The sequence below is a fragment of the Curtobacterium sp. MCBD17_026 genome, from assembly GCF_003234895.2.
GTDB lineage: Bacteria > Actinomycetota > Actinomycetes > Actinomycetales > Microbacteriaceae > Curtobacterium > Curtobacterium flaccumfaciens.
In genome coordinates this window covers 2,297,374-2,315,422 of sequence record NZ_CP126281.1, presented here as the reverse complement: position 1 = coordinate 2,315,422, position 18,049 = coordinate 2,297,374, and the positions used below count along the sequence as shown (strand labels likewise).

Below are 18,049 nucleotides of genomic sequence, written 5' to 3'. Positions count from 1 at the left end.
CCATCGGCACACGCCCCGCCGATCAGGTGCGGGGCAGGTGCCGACGCCACGACCGACGTCGTGCCGCGATGACGAGGACGGCCACGAAGACCATCAGGCCCGCGCCGTGCAGCAGGTAGCTCTCCGCCGTGCTGGTGACCGCGAGGAGTACCAGGACGGCGGCCGGCCACACGTAGGCGACGCCGGGGAACGTCGTCGCCGTCACCCAGGCGCGTGCGAACGCGAGCACGGCCGTCAGCCCGAGGATGATCGTGCCGGCGAGACCGATCTGCAGCCACGCGTCGATGAACGCGTTCAACCCGGACGTGAACCGGTGCCCGGCGGGGTCGATGAAGGTGACGTACGGGACGACCGCCTCCCGGGGCCAGGTCCCCACCCAGCCCCAGCCCTGGATCGGGTACTGGCCGATGAAGACCCGGATCTGCGACCACAGGTCGAGCCGCGTCGCGGTGCCGCCCGCTGCGCCGATCTCGGCGAGGACCCGGTGCCGGGCGAGCACGGCGACGGCGATCATGAGCAGCACCGTCCCGCCCAGGACGCCGTTGACCACGGGCCGTGTCGTCGGGCGGGCGTGCCGCAGCGACCACAGTGCGAGGGCGGTGACCGCGAGGGCGATCATCGCCAGACCGGTGATGGGTGACTGCACCAGCATCAGCGCGATCACGGCGAGGGCGACGGACCCGATCGCCCGCCAGGTGGTCACCGAGCGGGTGAGGAACTCGACGACGAAGGTGACGAGCGCCATCGCCGCGATGAACCCCATGAAGTTGCGGGTGCCGCCGATGCCCTGGATCGGGCCGCCGTAGGCGATGGTGCCCTGGATCCCGAACGCGGGGATCGGCAGGTCGAGGACGAGCCCGGACAGGACCTCGAGGCCGAGCGCGGCGACGAGCAGGATGCGGAAGGCGTCGCCGGACGCCCGGATGAGCTGCACCAGGTCGCGGCCGAGCGCCAGGTACAGGCCGAGGCCGATGAAGCAGACGGTGCTGACGAGCCCCCGCAGGGCGACCCACGAGTACTCGCTCCAGAGCACGCTCAGGGCGCAGTAGCCGACGAGGGCCAGGAGCGACAGCGGGAGGACCCCGTGCCACTCGATGCGGTAGCGCTGGCCGAGCAGGCTGAGCCCGGCGAGGACGACGAGGGCGACGAGCACGGCCCAGACCCCGGCACGGCCGACGAGCGCCTCGACCGTCGGCTGGCCGAAGGCGAACAGGACGATGACCGTCGCGAGCGCCTGGCTGAACCGTCCACCGGCGGAGAACCCGACCCACGCGGAGAGGTAGCGGCGCGCGAGCACACGCTTCGTCAACCGTCCGTCCGTCACCCGACCATCTTGGCGCACGCACCTCGGAGCTGGGCATCGCGGAGCGTCGATATCGCTGATCCGCGATGAACCGGCTAGCGTCGTCCGACGATGCAGCGCCCCGCGAGCACGACCTCCCGCCCGTTCCACGCCCTCGGCGTGGTCGGCGCCGCACTCCTGGTCGGCGTCGCCGTGGCCGCGCTCACGTGGTGGCGCCTCGGTCCGGCGACCCGGGGGACCGTGTGGGCGGAGGACGGCGGCGTGTTCCTCCGGGAACGCCTCGCCCTCGGCCCGGTCGACTCCCTCCTGCACCCGTACGCCGGGTACCTGCACCTCGTGCCGCGGGTGCTCGTCGACGTCGCCTGGTCGCTGCCCGTCGAGGAGTACGCCCGGGCGCTGTCGGTCGGCGCCTGCCTGGTCGTCGGAGCTGTGGCGGCGACCGTGTTCGTGCTGTCCCGCGGTGTCGTGCCGCAGTGGCCGCTCCGAATGCTGCTCGCCGCGGTGCCCGCCCTGCTGCCGCTCGCCCCGTTCGAGATCGCCGGGAACGCCGCGAACCTCCACTGGTTCCTGCTGTTCGCGGTGCCGTGGCTGCTCGCGTACCGGGCACGGACCTGGTGGGGCTCCGCCGTCGTCGCCGTCCTGACCGGCCTCGTCGTCCTCTCCGAGCTGCAGGCGGTGCTGTTCCTCCCGCTCCTCGGGCTCGCGTGGTGGCCGCCGCGTGATCCGTCCGGAGCCCGGGCGTGGCCCCGCGCCGTCCCGGTCACGGTGGTCGCCCTGACAAGCGGCGTCGCACAGCTCGTGACGGCGTCCACCGACCACCGGCCGCGCACCGCGGGCACGCCGGCGATCGCCGACGTGATCGCCGGCTGGGTGCTGCAGCCGGTCGCCGGCATCTGGAACCCCGACGTCGGAGCCGCCGTCCGCTCCGTGGTGACGCACGGCTGGGGCGTCGTGGTCGTCCCCGTCCTGCTCGTGACCGCCGTGCTCGTCGTCGCCGTCGTGGTCGCGCACTGGAGAGCCCGGTGGATGATCATCGCGCTCGCCGTGGCATCCGGCGGTCTGTGGTGGGCGGCGCTGCTCGCCAACGGCGGCGAGGCGCAGCCCTGGGCGGCGCCGACCGTGACCCTCGCGGCCGTCCCGCCGCTGCGCTACGCCGCGGCGTCCGGTCTGCTGCTGCTCGCCGGCGCAGTCGTCGCGGCGAGCGTCCTGCTGGGGGACCAGCCGAGGCGGAAGGCCCCGGGCTCGGCACCGACCCGGTTCGTCCGCCTCCTGACCGGCTGGTGCGTCGTCGCGGTGGTGGTCGTCGCCACGCTGGGCAACGTCGGGCCGGGCCCGACCCGCCGGAGCGATGGTCCGGTCTGGGCGACACAGATCCCGGCGGCGGTCGCGGCGTGCGACGGGGACCCGACGGGCTCGGTCGCCGTCCGGAAAGCGCCGTGGTCGTCGCGAGTACCGTGCGGGCGACTGCTCGGGCGCTGACGGCCCCGGTGCACTCGATCAGCGTCCGACGGGGCGGTCAGCGCCCGCTCGGCAGCCGGAACTCGCGTCGTGCGGCCGGGGTGCGTGGGCCGTCGCCCGTGGAGTGGGGTTCCTCGCCGACCAGGACGATGCGCGTCTTGATCGCGATGAGGGCGAACAGCACCCAGTTGCCCTGGTAGAGCAACCGGGACTCGGCGACGGACTGCACGAGCAGTGCGACGACGACGAGCAGCGGAAGCAGGGACACCGGGTCGAACGGCCGTGGGACCTGCGTCGCCTCGTACCCGATGCGGGTCGCCGACGACCACGAGCGGTTCAGGGTGGTCAGGACGTACACGGCGAACAGGACCAGCCCGATCAACCCCGTCTGCATCCACACGTCCAGGTACGCGTCGTGGGCCTGCAGGTACGTCACACCCTTCCGGTGCGCCAGGTCGGCCAGCGTCGGGATGCTCGGCCACCAGTACCCGATCCAGCCCCACCCGAGCACCGGGTGCTGATCGACCAGACCGAGGACGCGGTCCCAGATCAGCCCGCGGCCCGTCGCGTCGGCACCCTTGCCGAGCATCTCCGAGACGGCTCCGCTCGCCGCCGACGAGACCACGGCGACCACCGCGGCGCCGAGCAGGACGACCAGGTACCGCGGGGTCCGCCGCTCGGTCGGGACGCTCCGGATCCACAGCGCGACGACGAAGACGACCACGACGACGAGCGCCGCGACGAGCACGGTGGACGACCGCGTGAGCGCGAGCACCAGGGCGGCCAAGACCAGCCAGCCGACGGCACGGTTCCGCCGGATGCGCCCCTCGGCGAACTGCACGGCGACGGCGATGGCGACGAGCAGGGCCACCATGGCGAGCAGGTTCGCGTTGCCGGGCAGACCCTGGATCCGTCCGCCGGTCAGGAGCTCGGCCCGCGAGAAGTAGAACGCGTCCGGGATGTCCCGGTCGCCGTAGTCGGTCCAGACCGGCACGATCGGATGGCGCACGACCACGGCGACGAACGCCTCGAACAGCAGCGAGACCAGCAGTACCCAGCGCAGGGCGAGGCTCAGCGCGTCCAGGATCCGGCGCCAGGTGAGGGTGGACGCGACGGCGAAGGCCACCGCGACGCAGATCACCTGCGCGGTGATGCTGGCGAGCGTCGCGAGGCGCCAGTGCGACCACGCCACCGACACCAGGCACCAGCCCAGGAAGAACCAGAGCGCCCAGGGCGTCCGGACGATCGGCGGACGCGCCCGGACCAGGATCGAGACACCCCACGCGGCGACCAGCGCCCAGAGGACCGCCCCGCCCACCCACGTGAGCGTGTTGGGGACGGCGTCCCCGGCGAAGAGCACGAACAGCAGGGTTGCCCCGAAGGAGAACGCCTCGCGCTCGGGGACGGTCCCGCGGGACAGCGGCCAGGTGTTCGTCACGACGTCAGGGTACGTGCTCATCGACGGCCGTCGCCGCCGAACGTGTCGAGTGCGTCGGCGATCTCGTCGCCGAGGTACGGGGCCAGCGTCACCGCGAAGGTGTTCGTCAGGTGGGTCCTGTCGCGGTGCACGAGCACTCCGCCGATGACCGCGGGGCAGATCGTGTCGGTGCAGTAGTAGCGCGACAGGTCGATCAGGCGCGCCTTGTCCGGCATCCGGGCGACCGCCTGCTCGGAGCCGTCGAACAGGGTGAAGCCGACCGATCGGCTGGAGTCGCACTCGTCGGTGGTCGGTCCGGACATCTGCCCCACGCAGGCCACGACGTCCGGTCGCGCGCCCGGGTTGTCGCGCAGCGCCACGATCGGGATCCCGACGTCGGCCGCGGCCTGCCACGCCTGCACCAGACCCCCGACGACGGCGTCCTCGTCGGACTCGCCGGACGCCGGCACGACCGGCCCGTTGCCGGTCGAGTGCGTCACGATCACACCGTCGAGGTCCGGGTGGGAGCGGAGGTACGCCATCGCGTTCTGCTTCCAGGCGTTGCAGTCGTCGACCTGCTTCTGCGAGCTGGCACCCTGCACCGCCGTGGTGAGGTAGCAGCTCTGGTGCCCGGCGACGTCGATGCGCCAGTTGCGCGCCTCGGCGATCTTCTCGTAGGTGTCCACGAAGACGTTGTTGTGCGAGTCGCCGATCGCGATGAGGTGCTTCGTGTAGCCGGACTTCGGGCCGAGCGCGCAGACGTTGAACGCGCTCGAGTCGTTCGACCAGCACGCCGGCCGGTTCGAGTCGTCCTCCAGGGCGTTCGCGGGAGCGGGGACGCGGACCTCCGCGAGCGCCGGGTTGACGCAGGGATCGGACGACGAGATCAGTGCGGCCGCGCCGAAGCACCGGACGTCACCGGTGCTCAGGCGCTCCTGGAACTCGGCCGCCTGGACCTGCTGCACGTGCAGGGCGGTGAGCGACGCGGCGCCGAGCGCCACGACGAGGGCGGTGCTGACGACGCCGTAGAGCGCGACCCGACGCGGGCGGAGCGACCGCACCCGTGCGGAGAACCGCAGGGGTTCCTCGATGCCGAGCGTCGTCACGGCGGCGATCACGACCGAGCCGACCAGGATCGCGACCCGGTCCTTCGTCGTGAGGTCGTGGCGGAGCACGATCGGCAGCAGGACGACCGCGGGCCAGTGCCAGAGGTAGACCGCGTACGAGATCCGGCCGAGGAACGCGACCGGGGCGGACCGGCCGACGCGCTGCAGGCCGGAGTGCCCGCCGAACAGCACGACGAGCGTGGCCGACACGACGGGCAGGGCCGCGGCGATGCCCGGGAACGGCGTCGACGCGGTGATGGCGAACAACGACACCACCAGCCCCGCGGCGCCGAGCCACGCGCCGACGATGCGCACCGACCGCGCGGGCGTCGTCCGTGGTGCCGTCAGGGGGAGGGTCGCGGCGAGGCCACCGAGCGCGAACTCCCACGCCCTGGTCGCCGTCGAGAAGTACGCGACGCCCGGGGCCGTCTGCGTCTGGATGACGCTCCACGCCAGCGACAGCACGACCACGGCCCCCAGGAGCACCCGCGTGACGGTGACCGGGTCGGCACCCGATCGGCGCATGCGGCGAGCAGCCCACAGTGCGGCGAGCAGGAGGAGCGGGAGGGCGATGTAGAACTGCTCCTCGACCGACAGCGACCAGAAGTGCTGGAACGGCGACGGTCGGTTGCCCTGCGCCAGGTAGTCGACCGAGTCGGCTGCCAGCTGCCAGTTCTGCACGTACACCGTCGACGCGATGAGCTCGCGTCCGTACTGCCCCCAGAGCGCGCTCGGCACCCACAGCAGGACGGCGGAGCCGGTCGCGACGATGGTGATGAACGCCCCGGGCAGCAGCCGTTTCGCCCGGCGCGCCCAGAACCCGGCGAGCCCGATCCGGCCGGTGGCGGTGAGCTCGCGGAGCAGGTGTCCGGTGATGAGGAAACCCGAGATGACGAAGAACACGTCGACGCCGACGAACCCGCCGGGCAGACGTGCCGGCCAGAGGTGGTACAGCACGACCGCCAGGACCGCGAACGCACGGAGCCCCTGGATGTCCCACCGAGTCGGGTCGGTCGATCGGGGCGACGAGGTGCGGAGGGATCCTCGGGTCGGCGGCTCCACCGTGCTTGCAGACATCGCGGAGATTCTAGTGTCGCGCGCCGCGCCGGTAGGCTCTGGCCCATGTTCCTCGGCATCACGAACACCCCCCGCGACTACGCCTGGGGCTCGGTCACCGCGATCCCGGAGCTCCTCGGCCGCACCGTCACGGGTGCCCCGCAGGCGGAGCTCTGGCTCGGCGCCCACGCCGGCAGCCCCAGTGTCGTCGTCAACCCGGCCATGGTCGGTGGAGCTGACACGCTCCGCGACTGGATCGCCGACGAGCCGGAGACCGCACTCGGTCCGGACCGCACCGGCCTGCCCTTCCTGCTCAAGGTGCTCGCGGCGGCGGCACCGCTCTCGCTGCAGGCGCACCCGACCCCGGAGCAGGCGGAGGAGGGGTTCGCCCGCGAGGAGCGCGAGGGGATCCCGCTCGACGACCCGGCCCGCAACTACAAGGACCCGTTCCCGAAGCCCGAGCTCGTCGTCGCGCTGAGCGAGCGCTTCGAGGCGCTGAGCGGCTTCCGCCCCGTCGAGGAGACCCTGGCCGAGGTGCGCGTGCTCGACGCCGGCACCGGACGGCTCGGTCCGCTCGAGGTGCACCTGCTGCACGGGCTCGAGGACACCGTCCGCTGGCTCGAGACCGCCGACGAGTCCGCGCTCGCCGTGGTGCAGGCCGCGAGCGACCTGGCCGTCTCGCTCGACGACGACCTGCTCACCCCGAACACCGCGACCGTCCGCGACCTGGCGACCAGCTGGCCCGGCGACCCCGGCATCGTCGTGTCCCTGCTCATGCACCGGGTGACGCTCGCCGCGGGGCAGGCCATGTACCTGCCCGCCGGCAACGTCCACGCCTACCTCGACGGGCTCGGCATCGAGCTGATGGCGCCGTCGGACAACGTGCTGCGCGGCGGGCTCACGCCGAAGCACGTCGACGTGCCGGAACTCCTGCGGGTGCTCGACTTCACCGCGTACCCGGCGCCGGTCCTCGAGCCCGAGCGCATCGCCCCGGGTGTCGACCGGTTTGCGCCGGACGGCGTCGGGTTCGCGCTGCTGCGGGTGGACGGCGACGGCCGCCCGGCGGGACTGAGCACCGGCGGCGTCGCCCCGCTGGTCGGCCCGTCGATCGCCGTGTGCACCGAGGGTGTCGTCACGCTGGTCGGCGCGCAGTCCGCCACCCTGCTCCGCAAGGGCGAGTCGTGCTTCATCACGCCGGACGAGGGCGACGTGACGGTCGAGGCGGACTCGTCGGACGGCATCACGTCGACCTTGTTCATCGCCACCGGCGCCTAGGGGACGGACCGGCACCGCCACCGGGGCGTCACCGACGTCCGCTAGCGTGGCGAGCATGAGTTGGCTGGTCACCGGCGGTGCCGGGTACATCGGGTCCCACGTCGTCCGAGCACTGCGCTCGGCCGGCATCGACACGGTCGCGTTCGACGACCTCTCGAGCGGTTTCCGCGCGTTCGTCCCGGACGACGTGCCGTTCGTCGAGGGCACGATCCTCGACGGCGAGCTCGTCGCACGCACCCTGCGCGAGCACGAGGTCACCGGCGTGGTCCACGTCGCGGGGTTCAAGTACGCCGGTGTCTCGGTCGAGCGTCCGCTGCACACCTACGAGCAGAACGTCACCGGCATGGCGACCCTGCTGCGCGCGATGGCGGAGACCGGCGTCACCAAGGCGGTCTTCTCGTCGAGCGCTGCGGTCTACGGCACGCCGGACGTCGAGACCGTGGTCGAGTCCACCCCGAAGAACCCGGAGTCGCCCTACGGCGAGTCGAAGCTCATCGGCGAGTGGCTGCTGCGCGACATGGAGGTCGCCGCGGGCTTCACGACCACGTCGCTCCGGTACTTCAACGTCGTCGGTTCGGGGGAGCCCGACCTGTACGACGCCAGTCCGCACAACCTGTTCCCGCTGGTCTTCGACGCGCTGCTCGCTGGCCGCACCCCGCGCATCAACGGCGACGACTACGCCACCCCCGACGGCACCTGCGTGCGCGACTACGTGCACGTCGCCGACCTGGCGCACTCGCACGCGGTGGCCGCGCGGAAGCTCGAGGCGGGGGAGCCGCTCGAGCGCGCCTACAACCTCGGCAGCGGCGACGGCGTGAGCGTCCGCCAGATCATGGACGCCATGGCGGCGGGCACCGGAATCGCCTTCGACCCCGAGATCGCACCGCGGCGCCCCGGCGACCCGGCACGCATCGTCGCGACCGGTGAGGCCGCCGCCCGTGACCTCGAGTGGGCGATGCGGCACTCCCTGGACGAGATGGTGTCGAGCGCGTGGGAGGCCCGTCGCAGCGCCTCCTGATCGCCTGAGGACGCGTCGGTTGTCCCCCGGAAGGCCCACCCGTGCGGCGCGACACGCCCAAACGGGGGACATGACACGCTGGAGCGGTCAGTGCCTTCTATGATCCGCGACTTGACTCAGGCGAATGACACCGCTGTAATTACAGGCAACGGCCGCAAGAGTTGGGGTTCGTTGTCGAGGCGGCAGGGGTGATCAGGGTGAACGGTTCCGAGTTCCACGCCGGAGTTCCGGAGGACTGGCACGTCGATCCCGTGGCGCTCGGCGTCCCGGGTGTCCGACGTCCGGAGTCCGACGACGAGGAGAACCCGCTCGCCTGGCAGGTCGACTCGCTCTGCGCGCAGACCGACCCCGAGGCGTTCTTCCCCGAGAAGGGCGGCTCCACGCGCGAGGCGAAGAAGATCTGCACCTCGTGCGAGGTCCGGGCGCAGTGCCTCGAGTACGCGCTCGAGAACGACGAACGCTTCGGCATCTGGGGCGGCCTCTCCGAGCGCGAACGCCGCAAGCTGCGGAAGCGCGCCTGAGCGGTCACGGCGCGCCAGCGCCGTGCGAAGGTGCGCCGAGGAGCCTGCGACGAGGACGCCGGGACCAGCCGTTTTCCGCCAGTCCCGCACCGTCCCGCACCGTGCGGTGAGCGCGCCCACAGGTTCACGGCGCGCCGCCGTCCGCAGCCGACACCGCGCCTCCAGACCGTAGAGTGACGCCCGTCATGCAGCCCAGAGTCACCGCGATCCTCGTCGCCGCCAACGGGGCGGCCCACCTCGACCGGACCCTGGACGCTCTCGCCGCCCAGACCCGCCACCCCGAGAACCTGGTGGTCGTCGACGTCGGCACGACCGACGGATCGACCGCCGAACTGTCGTTCGGTGGGTCCGCGCAGCTCGTCCGGCTCCCCGCGGGCAGGGCGTTCGGCGACGCCGTCCGACAGGGCGAGCGCAGCGCGCCGCCCGCAGCGACCGACGAGCCGGTCGACGAGTGGCTGTGGATCCTCGGCCACGACAACGCGCCGGCACCGACCGCGCTCGCCGACCTGCTGTCCGCCGTCGAGATCGCGCCGTCGGTCGTCGTCGCCGGTCCGAAGCTCGTCGCCGACGACGACCCCTCGCTCATCCGTGCGTTCGGCGAGAGCATGACCCGCTTCGGCCGGTCGATCGTGCTGGTGCAGGACGAGCTCGACCAGGGCCAGCACGACCGCAACACCGACGTGCTCGCCGTCGCCGCCGGCGGCATGCTGGTACGCCGCTCGGTCTGGAACGAGCTCGGCGGCTTCGACCCGGCGCTGCCGGACGTCGACGCGGCCCTCGACTTCTCGGTGCGGGTCCGTCTCGCCGGACACCGCGTCGCCCTCGTGCCGGAGGCCAAGGTCACCAGCGCCGGGCCGATCGAGGAGTTCGGACGCAAGCGCGTGTCCGAGGGGCGGCGCGTCCGGATGCACCGGCAGGCGCAGCTGCACCGCCGGATGACCTACGCGCCGGCCGCGCTGGTCTGGCTGCACTGGCTCACGCTCGTGCCGTTCGCGATCGGCCGCGCGCTCGGACACCTCGTCGCGAAGCACCCGGCCGCCGTGGTCCCCGAGCTCTCCGCCGCGTTCGCCGTCGCGTTCGGAGGTGGCACGGGGCGCGCGCGCAAGAACCTGGCCCGCACGAAGAAGCTCGGCTGGGCGGCCGTCGAACCGCTCCGCGTGAGCTGGCGGCGGGTGCACGAACACCGCACCACCTCGCGCGACGTCGAACTCGCACGGGTCGAGGACGCCCCGATCGCCCGGGCGTCGTTCCTGAGCGACGGCGGCATCTGGGTGGTCCTGGCCGCAGCGGTGCTCAGCGTCGTGACGCTCTACCCGCTGCTCGGGTCACCGGCCCTGACCGGCGGGGGTCTCCTGCCGCTCTCCGCGACCCCGGCGCAGCTCTGGCAGAACGTCGGCTACGGCTTCCACTCGCTCGGCACGGGCTTCACCGGCCCGTCCGACCCCTTCGCCGCCGTGCTCGCCGTGCTCGGGTCGATCGTGTTCTGGTCGCCGTCCACCGCGGTCGTGCTCATCATGCTCGTCGCGTTCCCGCTGTCCGCCCTGGGTGCCTGGTTCGCGGTCCGCAAGGTCACGACCCGCACGTGGGTGCCGGTCATCGGTGCGTCGCTCTACGCGATCGCCCCGTCACTCGTCGGCGCGGTGACCACCGGGCACCTCGGCGCCGTGATCGCGCACCTGGTCCTGCCGTGGCTGTTCGTCGCCGTGCTCGAGGCACACCGCTCGTGGGCGTGGGCCTCCGGCGCGTCGCTCCTGTTCGCCGTCGTCGCCGCCTCGGCGCCGTCGCTGCTGCCGGTCCTGCTGGTCGGCTGGCTCGTGGCGCTCCTGGTCGGCTGGCGCCGGGCACACCGTCGTGTGTTCATCCCGGTGCCGACCGCGGTGCTGTTCCTGCCGCTGATCCTGGCGCAGGCGGCACGTGGCAACCTGCTCGCCGTCTTCGCCGACCCCGGTGTGCCGTCCGCGACCCGGGCACCGTCCGCGCTCCAGCTGGCCATCGGGCAGCCCCTGCCGGACTGGAGCGGCTGGTTCCCGGCCACCTCCGGGCTCGGACTGGTCGCCGCTGCCCTGCCGATCGTGATGGCCGTCCTCGCGCTCCCCGTGGCCGTCTCCGCGATCGGGGCGATGCTCGGACACCGCTGGGCGGTCGCCGGCTCGGCGCTCGTCGTCGCACTCCTCGGCTTCGCGACGGCCTTCGCCGCCACCCACGTCACCGTCACCGGTGTCGGCTCGACCACCACCATCGTCTGGCCCGGCAGCGGTCTGTCCGTGTACTGGCTCGCCCTCGTGGTCGCGGCCTGCATCGGCATCGACGTGCTGCCGAAGGCCGCCCCGGTCACCGGGCTCGTCGCGACCGTGCTCGCCGGGGTCGCCGTGGCGCCGGCCTTCGCGGCGTTCTACCTCGGCGCGGCCACGATCGAGCCGACCACCGGCAGGGTGCTCAGTGCCTACGTGAACGCCGAGGCTCAGGCGAACCCCGACGTCGGCACGCTCGTGGTCGTCCCGCAGGACGACGGTTCGCTCGCCGTCACGCTGGAGCGCGGGCAGGGTTCCACCCTCGACGACCAGTCGACGCTCGACGCCACCGCGCTCCGGCTGAGCGAGTCCGGCGCACGGCTGACCACGCTCGCCGGCAACCTGGCGAGCCGCAGCGGGTACGACCCGCGGCCGGCGCTCCGCGAGCTCGGCGTGAGCTTCGTGCTCATCGACGACGCCGGCGACGACCCCGAGGCGCAGACGGTGCACGACCGGGCCGCCGGCGCCATCGGGCAGAACGCGCTCTTCACGAGCATCGGCGAGACCACCAACGGGCAGCTGTTCCACTACGAGGGCGAGGTCGACCGCACCCGCTCCGGCTCCGCCGCGACCCAGGCCACCCACGTGCTGTACCTCGTCGTGCTCGGCGTGGTCTTCGGCGCCGCAGCCCTGCTCGCGGTCCCGACGGCACCGCGCCGCCGCCGCGCCACCTCGAACGTCATCGAGGCCGAGGAACCCGCCACCACCTTCGACGAGGAGCGAGACGAATGAGCCGCACCCCCGCCTCCGTCCGCCGGTGGGTCGTCCGCGGCACCGCCACGGCGGTCGCCGTCGTCGTCGCCGCCGGCGCCGTCACCGCGGCGCACGCCTACGGCACCGACTCCGAGCCGGGTCGCCCGGCCGGGCGCACGGTCACACCGGTCCCGGCCGCCGCCGAGCGCGTCTGCGCCGGCAGCGCCCTGCGCCTGTCCGACGACGCCGGCAACGACGCGACCCAGGCGAGCACGGTCGGCACCGCGACCGTCGCCACCGCGACCACGGGCTCGACGGTCGAACGGTCCGAGCTCGATGCCTCGACCACCGGCGGCAGCGACCCCCGGCTGCTGACGGCCCCGGCGGGGGAGACCACGCCGCAGGTCGCGGGCAGCAGCTTCCAGAGCGTCTCGAACGGTGACCTCGTCGGCGCCGGTGCCGCCTCGTGCGACGACCCGAGCCAGTCCACCTGGCTCGTCGGCGGTTCGACGGAGACCGGGCGCACCAGCCTCGTCACGCTGTCGAACCCGACCGACGTGAACGCCACCGTCGACCTGGCGATCTTCGACAGCAACGGCACCGTCAGCGCGCCGGGCACCACCGGGATCGTGGTGGCGCCGAACACGCAGAAGGTCGTCCCGCTCTCGGGCTTCGTCTCCGACGCGGCCTCGACCGTCGTGCACGTCACATCATCCGGCGGCCAGATCGTGGCGCACATGCAGGAGACCGTCGTCCGGACGCTCACGCCGGGCGGCTACGACATCGTCTCCGGCGGTGCCACGCCCACGCGCTCGCAGGTGATCCCCGCGGTCGCCCTCGCGAACGCCAAGGCGGCCCAGCGCGGCAGCGACACCGCCGACGCCGCACCGATCGTCCGGCTGTTCGTCCCCGGCGAGCGGTCCGCACGCGTCACCCTGGGCATCACGACGGCGGACGGTGGCGGCACGACCGTCAACGCCACCGCCGAACCGGGCGTCGTCACCGACGTCCCGCTCGACGACTTCCCGGACGGCCGGTACTCGTTCACCATCACCTCGACCCTCCCGATCGTCGCCGGGGCCCGCACGACGACCCCGACGGACGGCGACGGCACCGACCTCGGCTGGTTCGCGTCGGCGGAGCCGCTCGGCGACCGGGCGATCACCTCGATCGCCCCGGGGGACGGCGCACGGCTGAACCTCGTCAACCCGACCCGATCGGACCGCACCGTGACGATCCGCTCGGGCGACGAGCAGCGTCGGGTCGAGGTGCCGTCGGGAGCGACCGAGACCCTGTCGGTGCAGACCGCGAAGCAGCTCACGATCACCGGTGCCGACGGCGTCGTCGCCGGCGTCAGCTACCTCGGGGACGACGGGATCGCCGGGTTCCCGATCCGGCCGGCCACCGCGGTGTCGACCCCGGTCCGCGTTTACCCCTGACGCCCGGCGGACGCGCGTCGACGGACGTCGTCGGCGACCCGCCGTGGCTCACCAGTGCCGGTAGCGGTCCGGTGCCAGGTCCCAGGGGTCCTTGCCGATCAGTTCGCCGACCGCGCGGAACACCGCGGTCTCGATGATGATGCGGCGGTCCGAGTCGTCCTTCTCGGGGCTCCGGTTCACCCGTTCGACGGGGATCCGGAAGACGGTGACGCGGCGGGTGTCGCGGTCGATGCGCCAGCGCGGCATCTCGTCCGGCAGGGTCGTGTCGCTCGGCATGTCCGCCACCTGGAACACCACGCCGGCCAGTTCGTCGGGCCAAAGACCGAGCAGGTAGTGCGCGCTGTCACCGACGATCCGGTCGAACGCCTCGGCGCGGGTGATGATCGGGGCGAGCTCCGGCCCGGTGACGCTCGAACGGCCGCCACGGCCGTGCCGGGAGCGCCCCCGACCGCGGTCGACCGGGGTGACGAGGCGAGGCTTCCGACGCATCCCCACATCGTACGCGGGGACCGGTGCGCGCCGGACGCTCCGCTAGGCTCCCTGACGAGATGGACGTGCGGATCTGCAGCAAGGTGGCGTGTGCCAACAGCGCTTCGTCGACCCTGACGTACGACTACGGCGACTCCATGGTGGTCGTCGGTCCGCTGTCGACCCGGGTCGAACCGCACGGCTACGACCTCTGCGCCCGCCACGCGGCCGCCCTGCGCGTCCCGCGCGGCTGGCAGGTGGTGCGGCGCGAGCCGCTCCCGCGCGACGCCGACTGACGGCTCGCGTCCGCGACGTGCCGCGGTGGTCGGACCGGAGGCCCGTGTGACGTGACCGGGATCGGCTGGTGATCGGCGCCTCCCGGCATGGAAGACTGGTGGGCATGCCCACCGAAACCCGCACCGCTGCTGAGTTCCGCGTCGCCGACCTGTCCCTCGCCGAGGCGGGCCGGCACCAGATCCGCCTCGCCGAGAACGAGATGCCGGGCCTGATGTCCCTGCGTGACGAGTTCGCGGCGTCGCAGCCGCTCGCCGGCGCGCGCATCGCCGGGTCCCTGCACATGACGGTGCAGACCGCGGTGCTCATCGAGACGCTCGTCGCGCTCGGCGCGCAGGTGCGGTGGGCCAGCTGCAACATCTTCTCCACCCAGGACGAGGCCGCGGCCGCCGTCGCCGTCGGACCCACCGGCACCCCGGACGCCCCCGACGGCGTCCCGGTGTTCGCGTGGAAGGGCGAGACGCTCGAGGAGTACTGGTGGTGCACCAGCCGCATCTTCGACTGGAGCGACGAGGCCACCGCGGCCGGTGCCGACTGGACCGGGCCGAACCTGATCCTGGACGACGGCGGCGACGCCACGATGCTCGTGCACACCGGCGCTGACGCCGAGGCGGCCGGTGCCGCTCCGGTCGCCGAGCCGGACGCGAGCACCGAGTGGAAGATCGTGCTCGACACCGTCGCGCGGTCGCTCGAGACGTCGTCGGACCGCTGGACTCGCATCGCCGCCGACATCCAGGGCGTCACCGAGGAGACCACCACGGGCGTGCACCGCCTGTACGAGCTGTTCCGGAACGGCGAGCTGAAGTTCCCGGCGATCAACGTCAACGACTCCGTGACGAAGTCGAAGTTCGACAACAAGTACGGCATCCGGCACTCGCTGCCCGACGGCCTGAACCGTGCCACCGACGTGCTCATCGGTGGCAAGGTCGCCTTCGTCGTCGGCTACGGCGACGTCGGCAAGGGTGCGGCCGAGGCGCTCCGCGGGCAGGGCGCCCGTGTCATCGTCAGCGAGGTCGACCCGATCTGCGCGCTGCAGGCGGCGATGGACGGTTACCAGGTCGCGCGCCTGGCGGACGTCGTAGACACCGTCGACATGGTCATCACGTGCACCGGCAACCTGGGCGTGGTCGGGGTCGACGAGATGCTCGGGCTGAAGCACCTGGCGATCGTGGCGAACGTGGGGCACTTCGACAACGAGATCGACATGGCCGGGCTCGAGGCGCTGCCCGGCGTCTCGAAGGTCGAGATCAAGCCGCAGGTGCACGAGTGGCGGCTGCCGACCGGGCGGTCGATCCTGGTGCTGTCCGAGGGGCGGCTCATGAACCTCGGCAACGCGACCGGGCACCCGTCGTTCGTGATGAGCAACTCGTTCACGAACCAGGTGCTCGCGCAGATCGAGCTGCACACCCGGCGCGAGGAGTACCCGACCGGCGTGTACGTGCTGCCGAAGCACCTGGACGAGAAGGTCGCGCGGCTGCACCTCGACGCCCTCGGGGTGCAGCTGACGTCGCTGCGTCCGGAGCAGGCGGCGTACATCGGTGTCCCCGTCGAGGGTCCCTTCAAGCCGGACCACTACCGCTACTGAGCGCTGGTTCTTGCGCTTCCGCAAGACACCGGTGTTCGCACGTTGAACCCCCGCACGCGGGGGTTCGGCGCGCGAGCACCGGTGTCTTGCGGGCAGCCCGGCGCCGCGGGCAGCCCGGCGCCGCGGGCAGCCCGGCGCCGCGGGCAGCCCGGCGCCGCGGGCAGCCCGGCGCCGCGGGCAGCCCGGCGCCGCGCGCAGCCCGCCGCGCCGCGTCAGCGCGGGAAGCCCGGCGGGGGTGCCGCCGCCGTCGCCCCCGCGGCGGTGAGCAGTTCGGCGCGGGCACCCAGCGCCCGGACGTCCCGTCGACGCCGCAGCACGACGACCCCGGCCAGGAAGACCTCGGGCGGCACGGGCGGCACGGGGTGCGCGAACGCGGACACCTCGGCCGCCAGGGCCTGCGCCGCCGTCTCGCGCAGTTCGGGGCGCATCAGTGCAGCCCCGCGGAAGAACGCACCCAGTCGGTTCTCCAACCGCTGCGGCAGCGCCGAGACGTCCGCGACGCCTGCCCACGCCGTCAGCTCCGGAGGCAGCAGCACCTCGGGTTCCCGCTGCTTCGGCAGCCGCTCGTGCTGCACGATCGTGCCCGCGAGCAGGTCCCCGAGTCGTCGCGGCCGACTGCCGAACAGCGCGACGAGCAGGGCGACCGAGCCGAACGTCATCCAGAGCTCGAACAGGCCGACGAGCGCCCGGGTGAAGGCGTGCCGGAACCCGATCGCGCCGCCGTCGAGCCGGACGACCCGGGTGCCGGTGGCGAACCGTCCGACGCTCCGCCCCTTCGTCACGGTCTCGACCGCGGCGGGGACCAGCACGAGCACGACGACGAGCAGCACGATGCCGAGCGCTGCGCCCCAGGCTGGTTCGAGTCCCCTCGGCCAGAGCCGCGAGACGCCGAACAGCGCGAGGATGAACAGGACGAGGACGCACAGGCCGTCCAGCAGCGCGGCCGCGAGCCGCAGCACGAGTCCGGCCGGCTGGACGTCGAGCGCGACGCCCTCGCCCACCACCAGCTCGTCGGCGGTCTCGTCGAGGTCGCGCGAGAACCGGGCGTCGGCGAGGTCACGCGGCGTGCGGGGCTTCGGCATGGGATCATTCTGTCGGAGATCGCGCGACCTGAGGGGGAACACGTGGACCTGGATGCCTACACCGAGGTGCACCGTGACCGGTGGCAGGAGCTCGACCGTCTGGCGCGTGCCCGGCACCGGTCCGGAGCGGACGTCGACCGGCTCGTCGCTGGCTACCAAGAGGCGGCGACCGACCTCGCCCGCATCCGGGGCGCCGCACCGCGCACCGTGACCGGCGACCGGCTCTCGTTGACGCTGTTCCGCGCCCGCCTGCGGTTCACGGGCACCCCCGTCGACCCGCTGACCGCGGTCACCCTGTTCTTCACGCGGCAGCTGCCCGCGGCGCTCTACCGGATCCGCTGGGTGAGCATCTGGGTCGCGCTCGCGACGGCGGCGATCGCGGCGATCGTCGCCGTCTGGATCACCACCACCCCCGGTGCGACGGCGACGTTCGGCAGCGACGAGGCCCTGCGCCGGTACGCCACGCAGGACTTCGTCGACTACTACTCCGACCGTGGCCTCGGGGCCTTCACCGCGCAGGTCTGGACGAACAACGCCTACATCGCCGCGACGATGGTGGCGTTCGGCATCACCGGCGTCTTCGTGCCGTTCTCGATCATGCAGAACGCCGTCAGCCTCGGGGTCTCCGCCGCGATCATGCACTCCCAGGGGCGCCTGGCCGACTTCTTCCTCTACATCTCCCCGCACGGGCAGCTCGAGCTCTACTCGGTGTTCCTCGCGGGCGGTGCGGGGCTGATGATCTTCTGGTCGTGGGTGGCACCGGGGCCCGGGCGCACGCGCGCCCAGGCCCTCGCCGAGGACGGCCGCGCACTCATCACCATCGCGATCGGCCTGACCCTGACCCTGCTGCTGTCCGGCATCGTCGAGGGCGTGGTGACGCGGCAGGACTGGCCGTGGCCGATCAAGATCGGCATCGGCACCCTCGCCCTGGTCGCGGTGCTCGCCTACCAGTGGGTGCTCGGCGGCCGCGCGTACCGAGCGGGGGAGCGCGGCGACCTCGAGGAGTTCGAGCGTGGCTCCACCGCCCTGGTGGCCGGCTAGCG

The 18,049-nt window shown here is 72.8% G+C and carries 14 protein-coding genes; 9 read left to right on the top strand and 5 right to left on the bottom strand.

All coding sequences use genetic code 11. The annotated features are described in order from the left end of the window. Nucleotides 1-22 precede the first annotated feature (22 nt). A complete protein-coding gene (locus DEI85_RS10845) occupies nucleotides 23-1,324 on the bottom strand; it encodes an O-antigen ligase family protein (protein ID WP_111090383.1) in 1,302 nt (433 codons plus the stop codon). Nucleotides 1,325-1,414: 90 nt separating this feature from the next. Between DEI85_RS10845 and DEI85_RS10840 the strand changes: the two genes are divergently transcribed. Beyond that, nucleotides 1,415-2,782: a hypothetical protein gene (locus DEI85_RS10840; protein WP_111123614.1), complete on the top strand. Its 1,368-nt coding sequence runs from the start codon at nucleotides 1,415-1,417 to the stop codon at nucleotides 2,780-2,782. 37 nt (nucleotides 2,783-2,819) lie between these two features. On the opposite strand, the gene DEI85_RS10835 is transcribed toward DEI85_RS10840, so the two are convergent. Beyond that, nucleotides 2,820-4,199 (bottom strand): O-antigen ligase family protein, encoded by a 1,380-nt coding sequence (locus tag DEI85_RS10835; protein WP_146238561.1) that lies wholly within the window; start codon nucleotides 4,197-4,199, stop codon nucleotides 2,820-2,822. A gap of 17 nt (nucleotides 4,200-4,216) precedes the next feature. Then, nucleotides 4,217-6,361: an acyltransferase family protein gene (locus DEI85_RS10830; RefSeq protein ID WP_111123615.1), complete on the bottom strand. Its 2,145-nt coding sequence runs from the start codon at nucleotides 6,359-6,361 to the stop codon at nucleotides 4,217-4,219. Nucleotides 6,362-6,406: 45 nt separating this feature from the next. Between DEI85_RS10830 and manA the strand changes: the two genes are divergently transcribed. The 5 genes from manA (at nucleotide 6,407) to DEI85_RS10805 (ending at nucleotide 13,577) form a co-directional block, all read left to right on the top strand. Next, entirely contained in the window at nucleotides 6,407-7,615 is a 1,209-nt protein-coding gene (gene manA / locus DEI85_RS10825; RefSeq protein ID WP_111123616.1) for a mannose-6-phosphate isomerase, class I, read from the top strand. 55 nt (nucleotides 7,616-7,670) lie between these two features. Continuing rightward, a complete protein-coding gene (galE, locus tag DEI85_RS10820; protein ID WP_110861386.1) occupies nucleotides 7,671-8,633 on the top strand; it encodes a UDP-glucose 4-epimerase GalE in 963 nt (320 codons plus the stop codon). Between the two features lie 188 nt (nucleotides 8,634-8,821). Further along, nucleotides 8,822-9,154 (top strand): WhiB family transcriptional regulator, encoded by a 333-nt coding sequence (locus DEI85_RS10815; RefSeq protein WP_375231876.1) that lies wholly within the window; start codon nucleotides 8,822-8,824, stop codon nucleotides 9,152-9,154. A gap of 185 nt (nucleotides 9,155-9,339) precedes the next feature. Next, nucleotides 9,340-12,177 (top strand): glycosyltransferase family 2 protein, encoded by a 2,838-nt coding sequence (locus DEI85_RS10810; protein ID WP_111123617.1) that lies wholly within the window; start codon nucleotides 9,340-9,342, stop codon nucleotides 12,175-12,177. Then, complete coding sequence (locus DEI85_RS10805) at nucleotides 12,174-13,577, top strand: DUF5719 family protein (RefSeq protein ID WP_111123618.1); 1,404 nt, start codon at nucleotides 12,174-12,176, stop codon at nucleotides 13,575-13,577. The genes DEI85_RS10810 and DEI85_RS10805 overlap by 4 nt, the downstream gene beginning before the upstream one ends. A gap of 48 nt (nucleotides 13,578-13,625) precedes the next feature. Here the strand turns inward: DEI85_RS10805 and DEI85_RS10800 are convergent, their stop codons facing one another. After that, nucleotides 13,626-14,066, bottom strand: coding sequence for a metallopeptidase family protein (locus DEI85_RS10800; RefSeq protein ID WP_110861188.1), 441 nt, complete (start codon nucleotides 14,064-14,066; stop codon nucleotides 13,626-13,628). Between the two features lie 59 nt (nucleotides 14,067-14,125). Between DEI85_RS10800 and DEI85_RS10795 the strand changes: the two genes are divergently transcribed. Together DEI85_RS10795 and ahcY are read left to right on the top strand one after the other, a co-directional pair. Next, nucleotides 14,126-14,341, top strand: coding sequence for a DUF3499 family protein (locus DEI85_RS10795; protein ID WP_111039893.1), 216 nt, complete (start codon nucleotides 14,126-14,128; stop codon nucleotides 14,339-14,341). Between the two features lie 104 nt (nucleotides 14,342-14,445). Beyond that, the gene (ahcY, locus tag DEI85_RS10790; RefSeq protein ID WP_111123632.1) at nucleotides 14,446-15,924 is read left to right on the top strand and encodes an adenosylhomocysteinase; all 1,479 of its coding nucleotides are present in this window, start codon (nucleotides 14,446-14,448) and stop codon (nucleotides 15,922-15,924) included. Between the two features lie 212 nt (nucleotides 15,925-16,136). Here ahcY and DEI85_RS10785 read toward each other — a convergent pair whose 3' ends face one another. Further along, on the bottom strand, nucleotides 16,137-17,006 hold the full coding sequence (locus DEI85_RS10785) for an RDD family protein (RefSeq protein ID WP_111123620.1): 870 nt from the start codon (nucleotides 17,004-17,006) through the stop codon (nucleotides 16,137-16,139). A gap of 42 nt (nucleotides 17,007-17,048) precedes the next feature. Between DEI85_RS10785 and DEI85_RS10780 the strand changes: the two genes are divergently transcribed. Further along, nucleotides 17,049-18,047, top strand: coding sequence for a stage II sporulation protein M (locus tag DEI85_RS10780; RefSeq protein ID WP_111123621.1), 999 nt, complete (start codon nucleotides 17,049-17,051; stop codon nucleotides 18,045-18,047). Nucleotides 18,048-18,049: the final 2 nt, after the last annotated feature.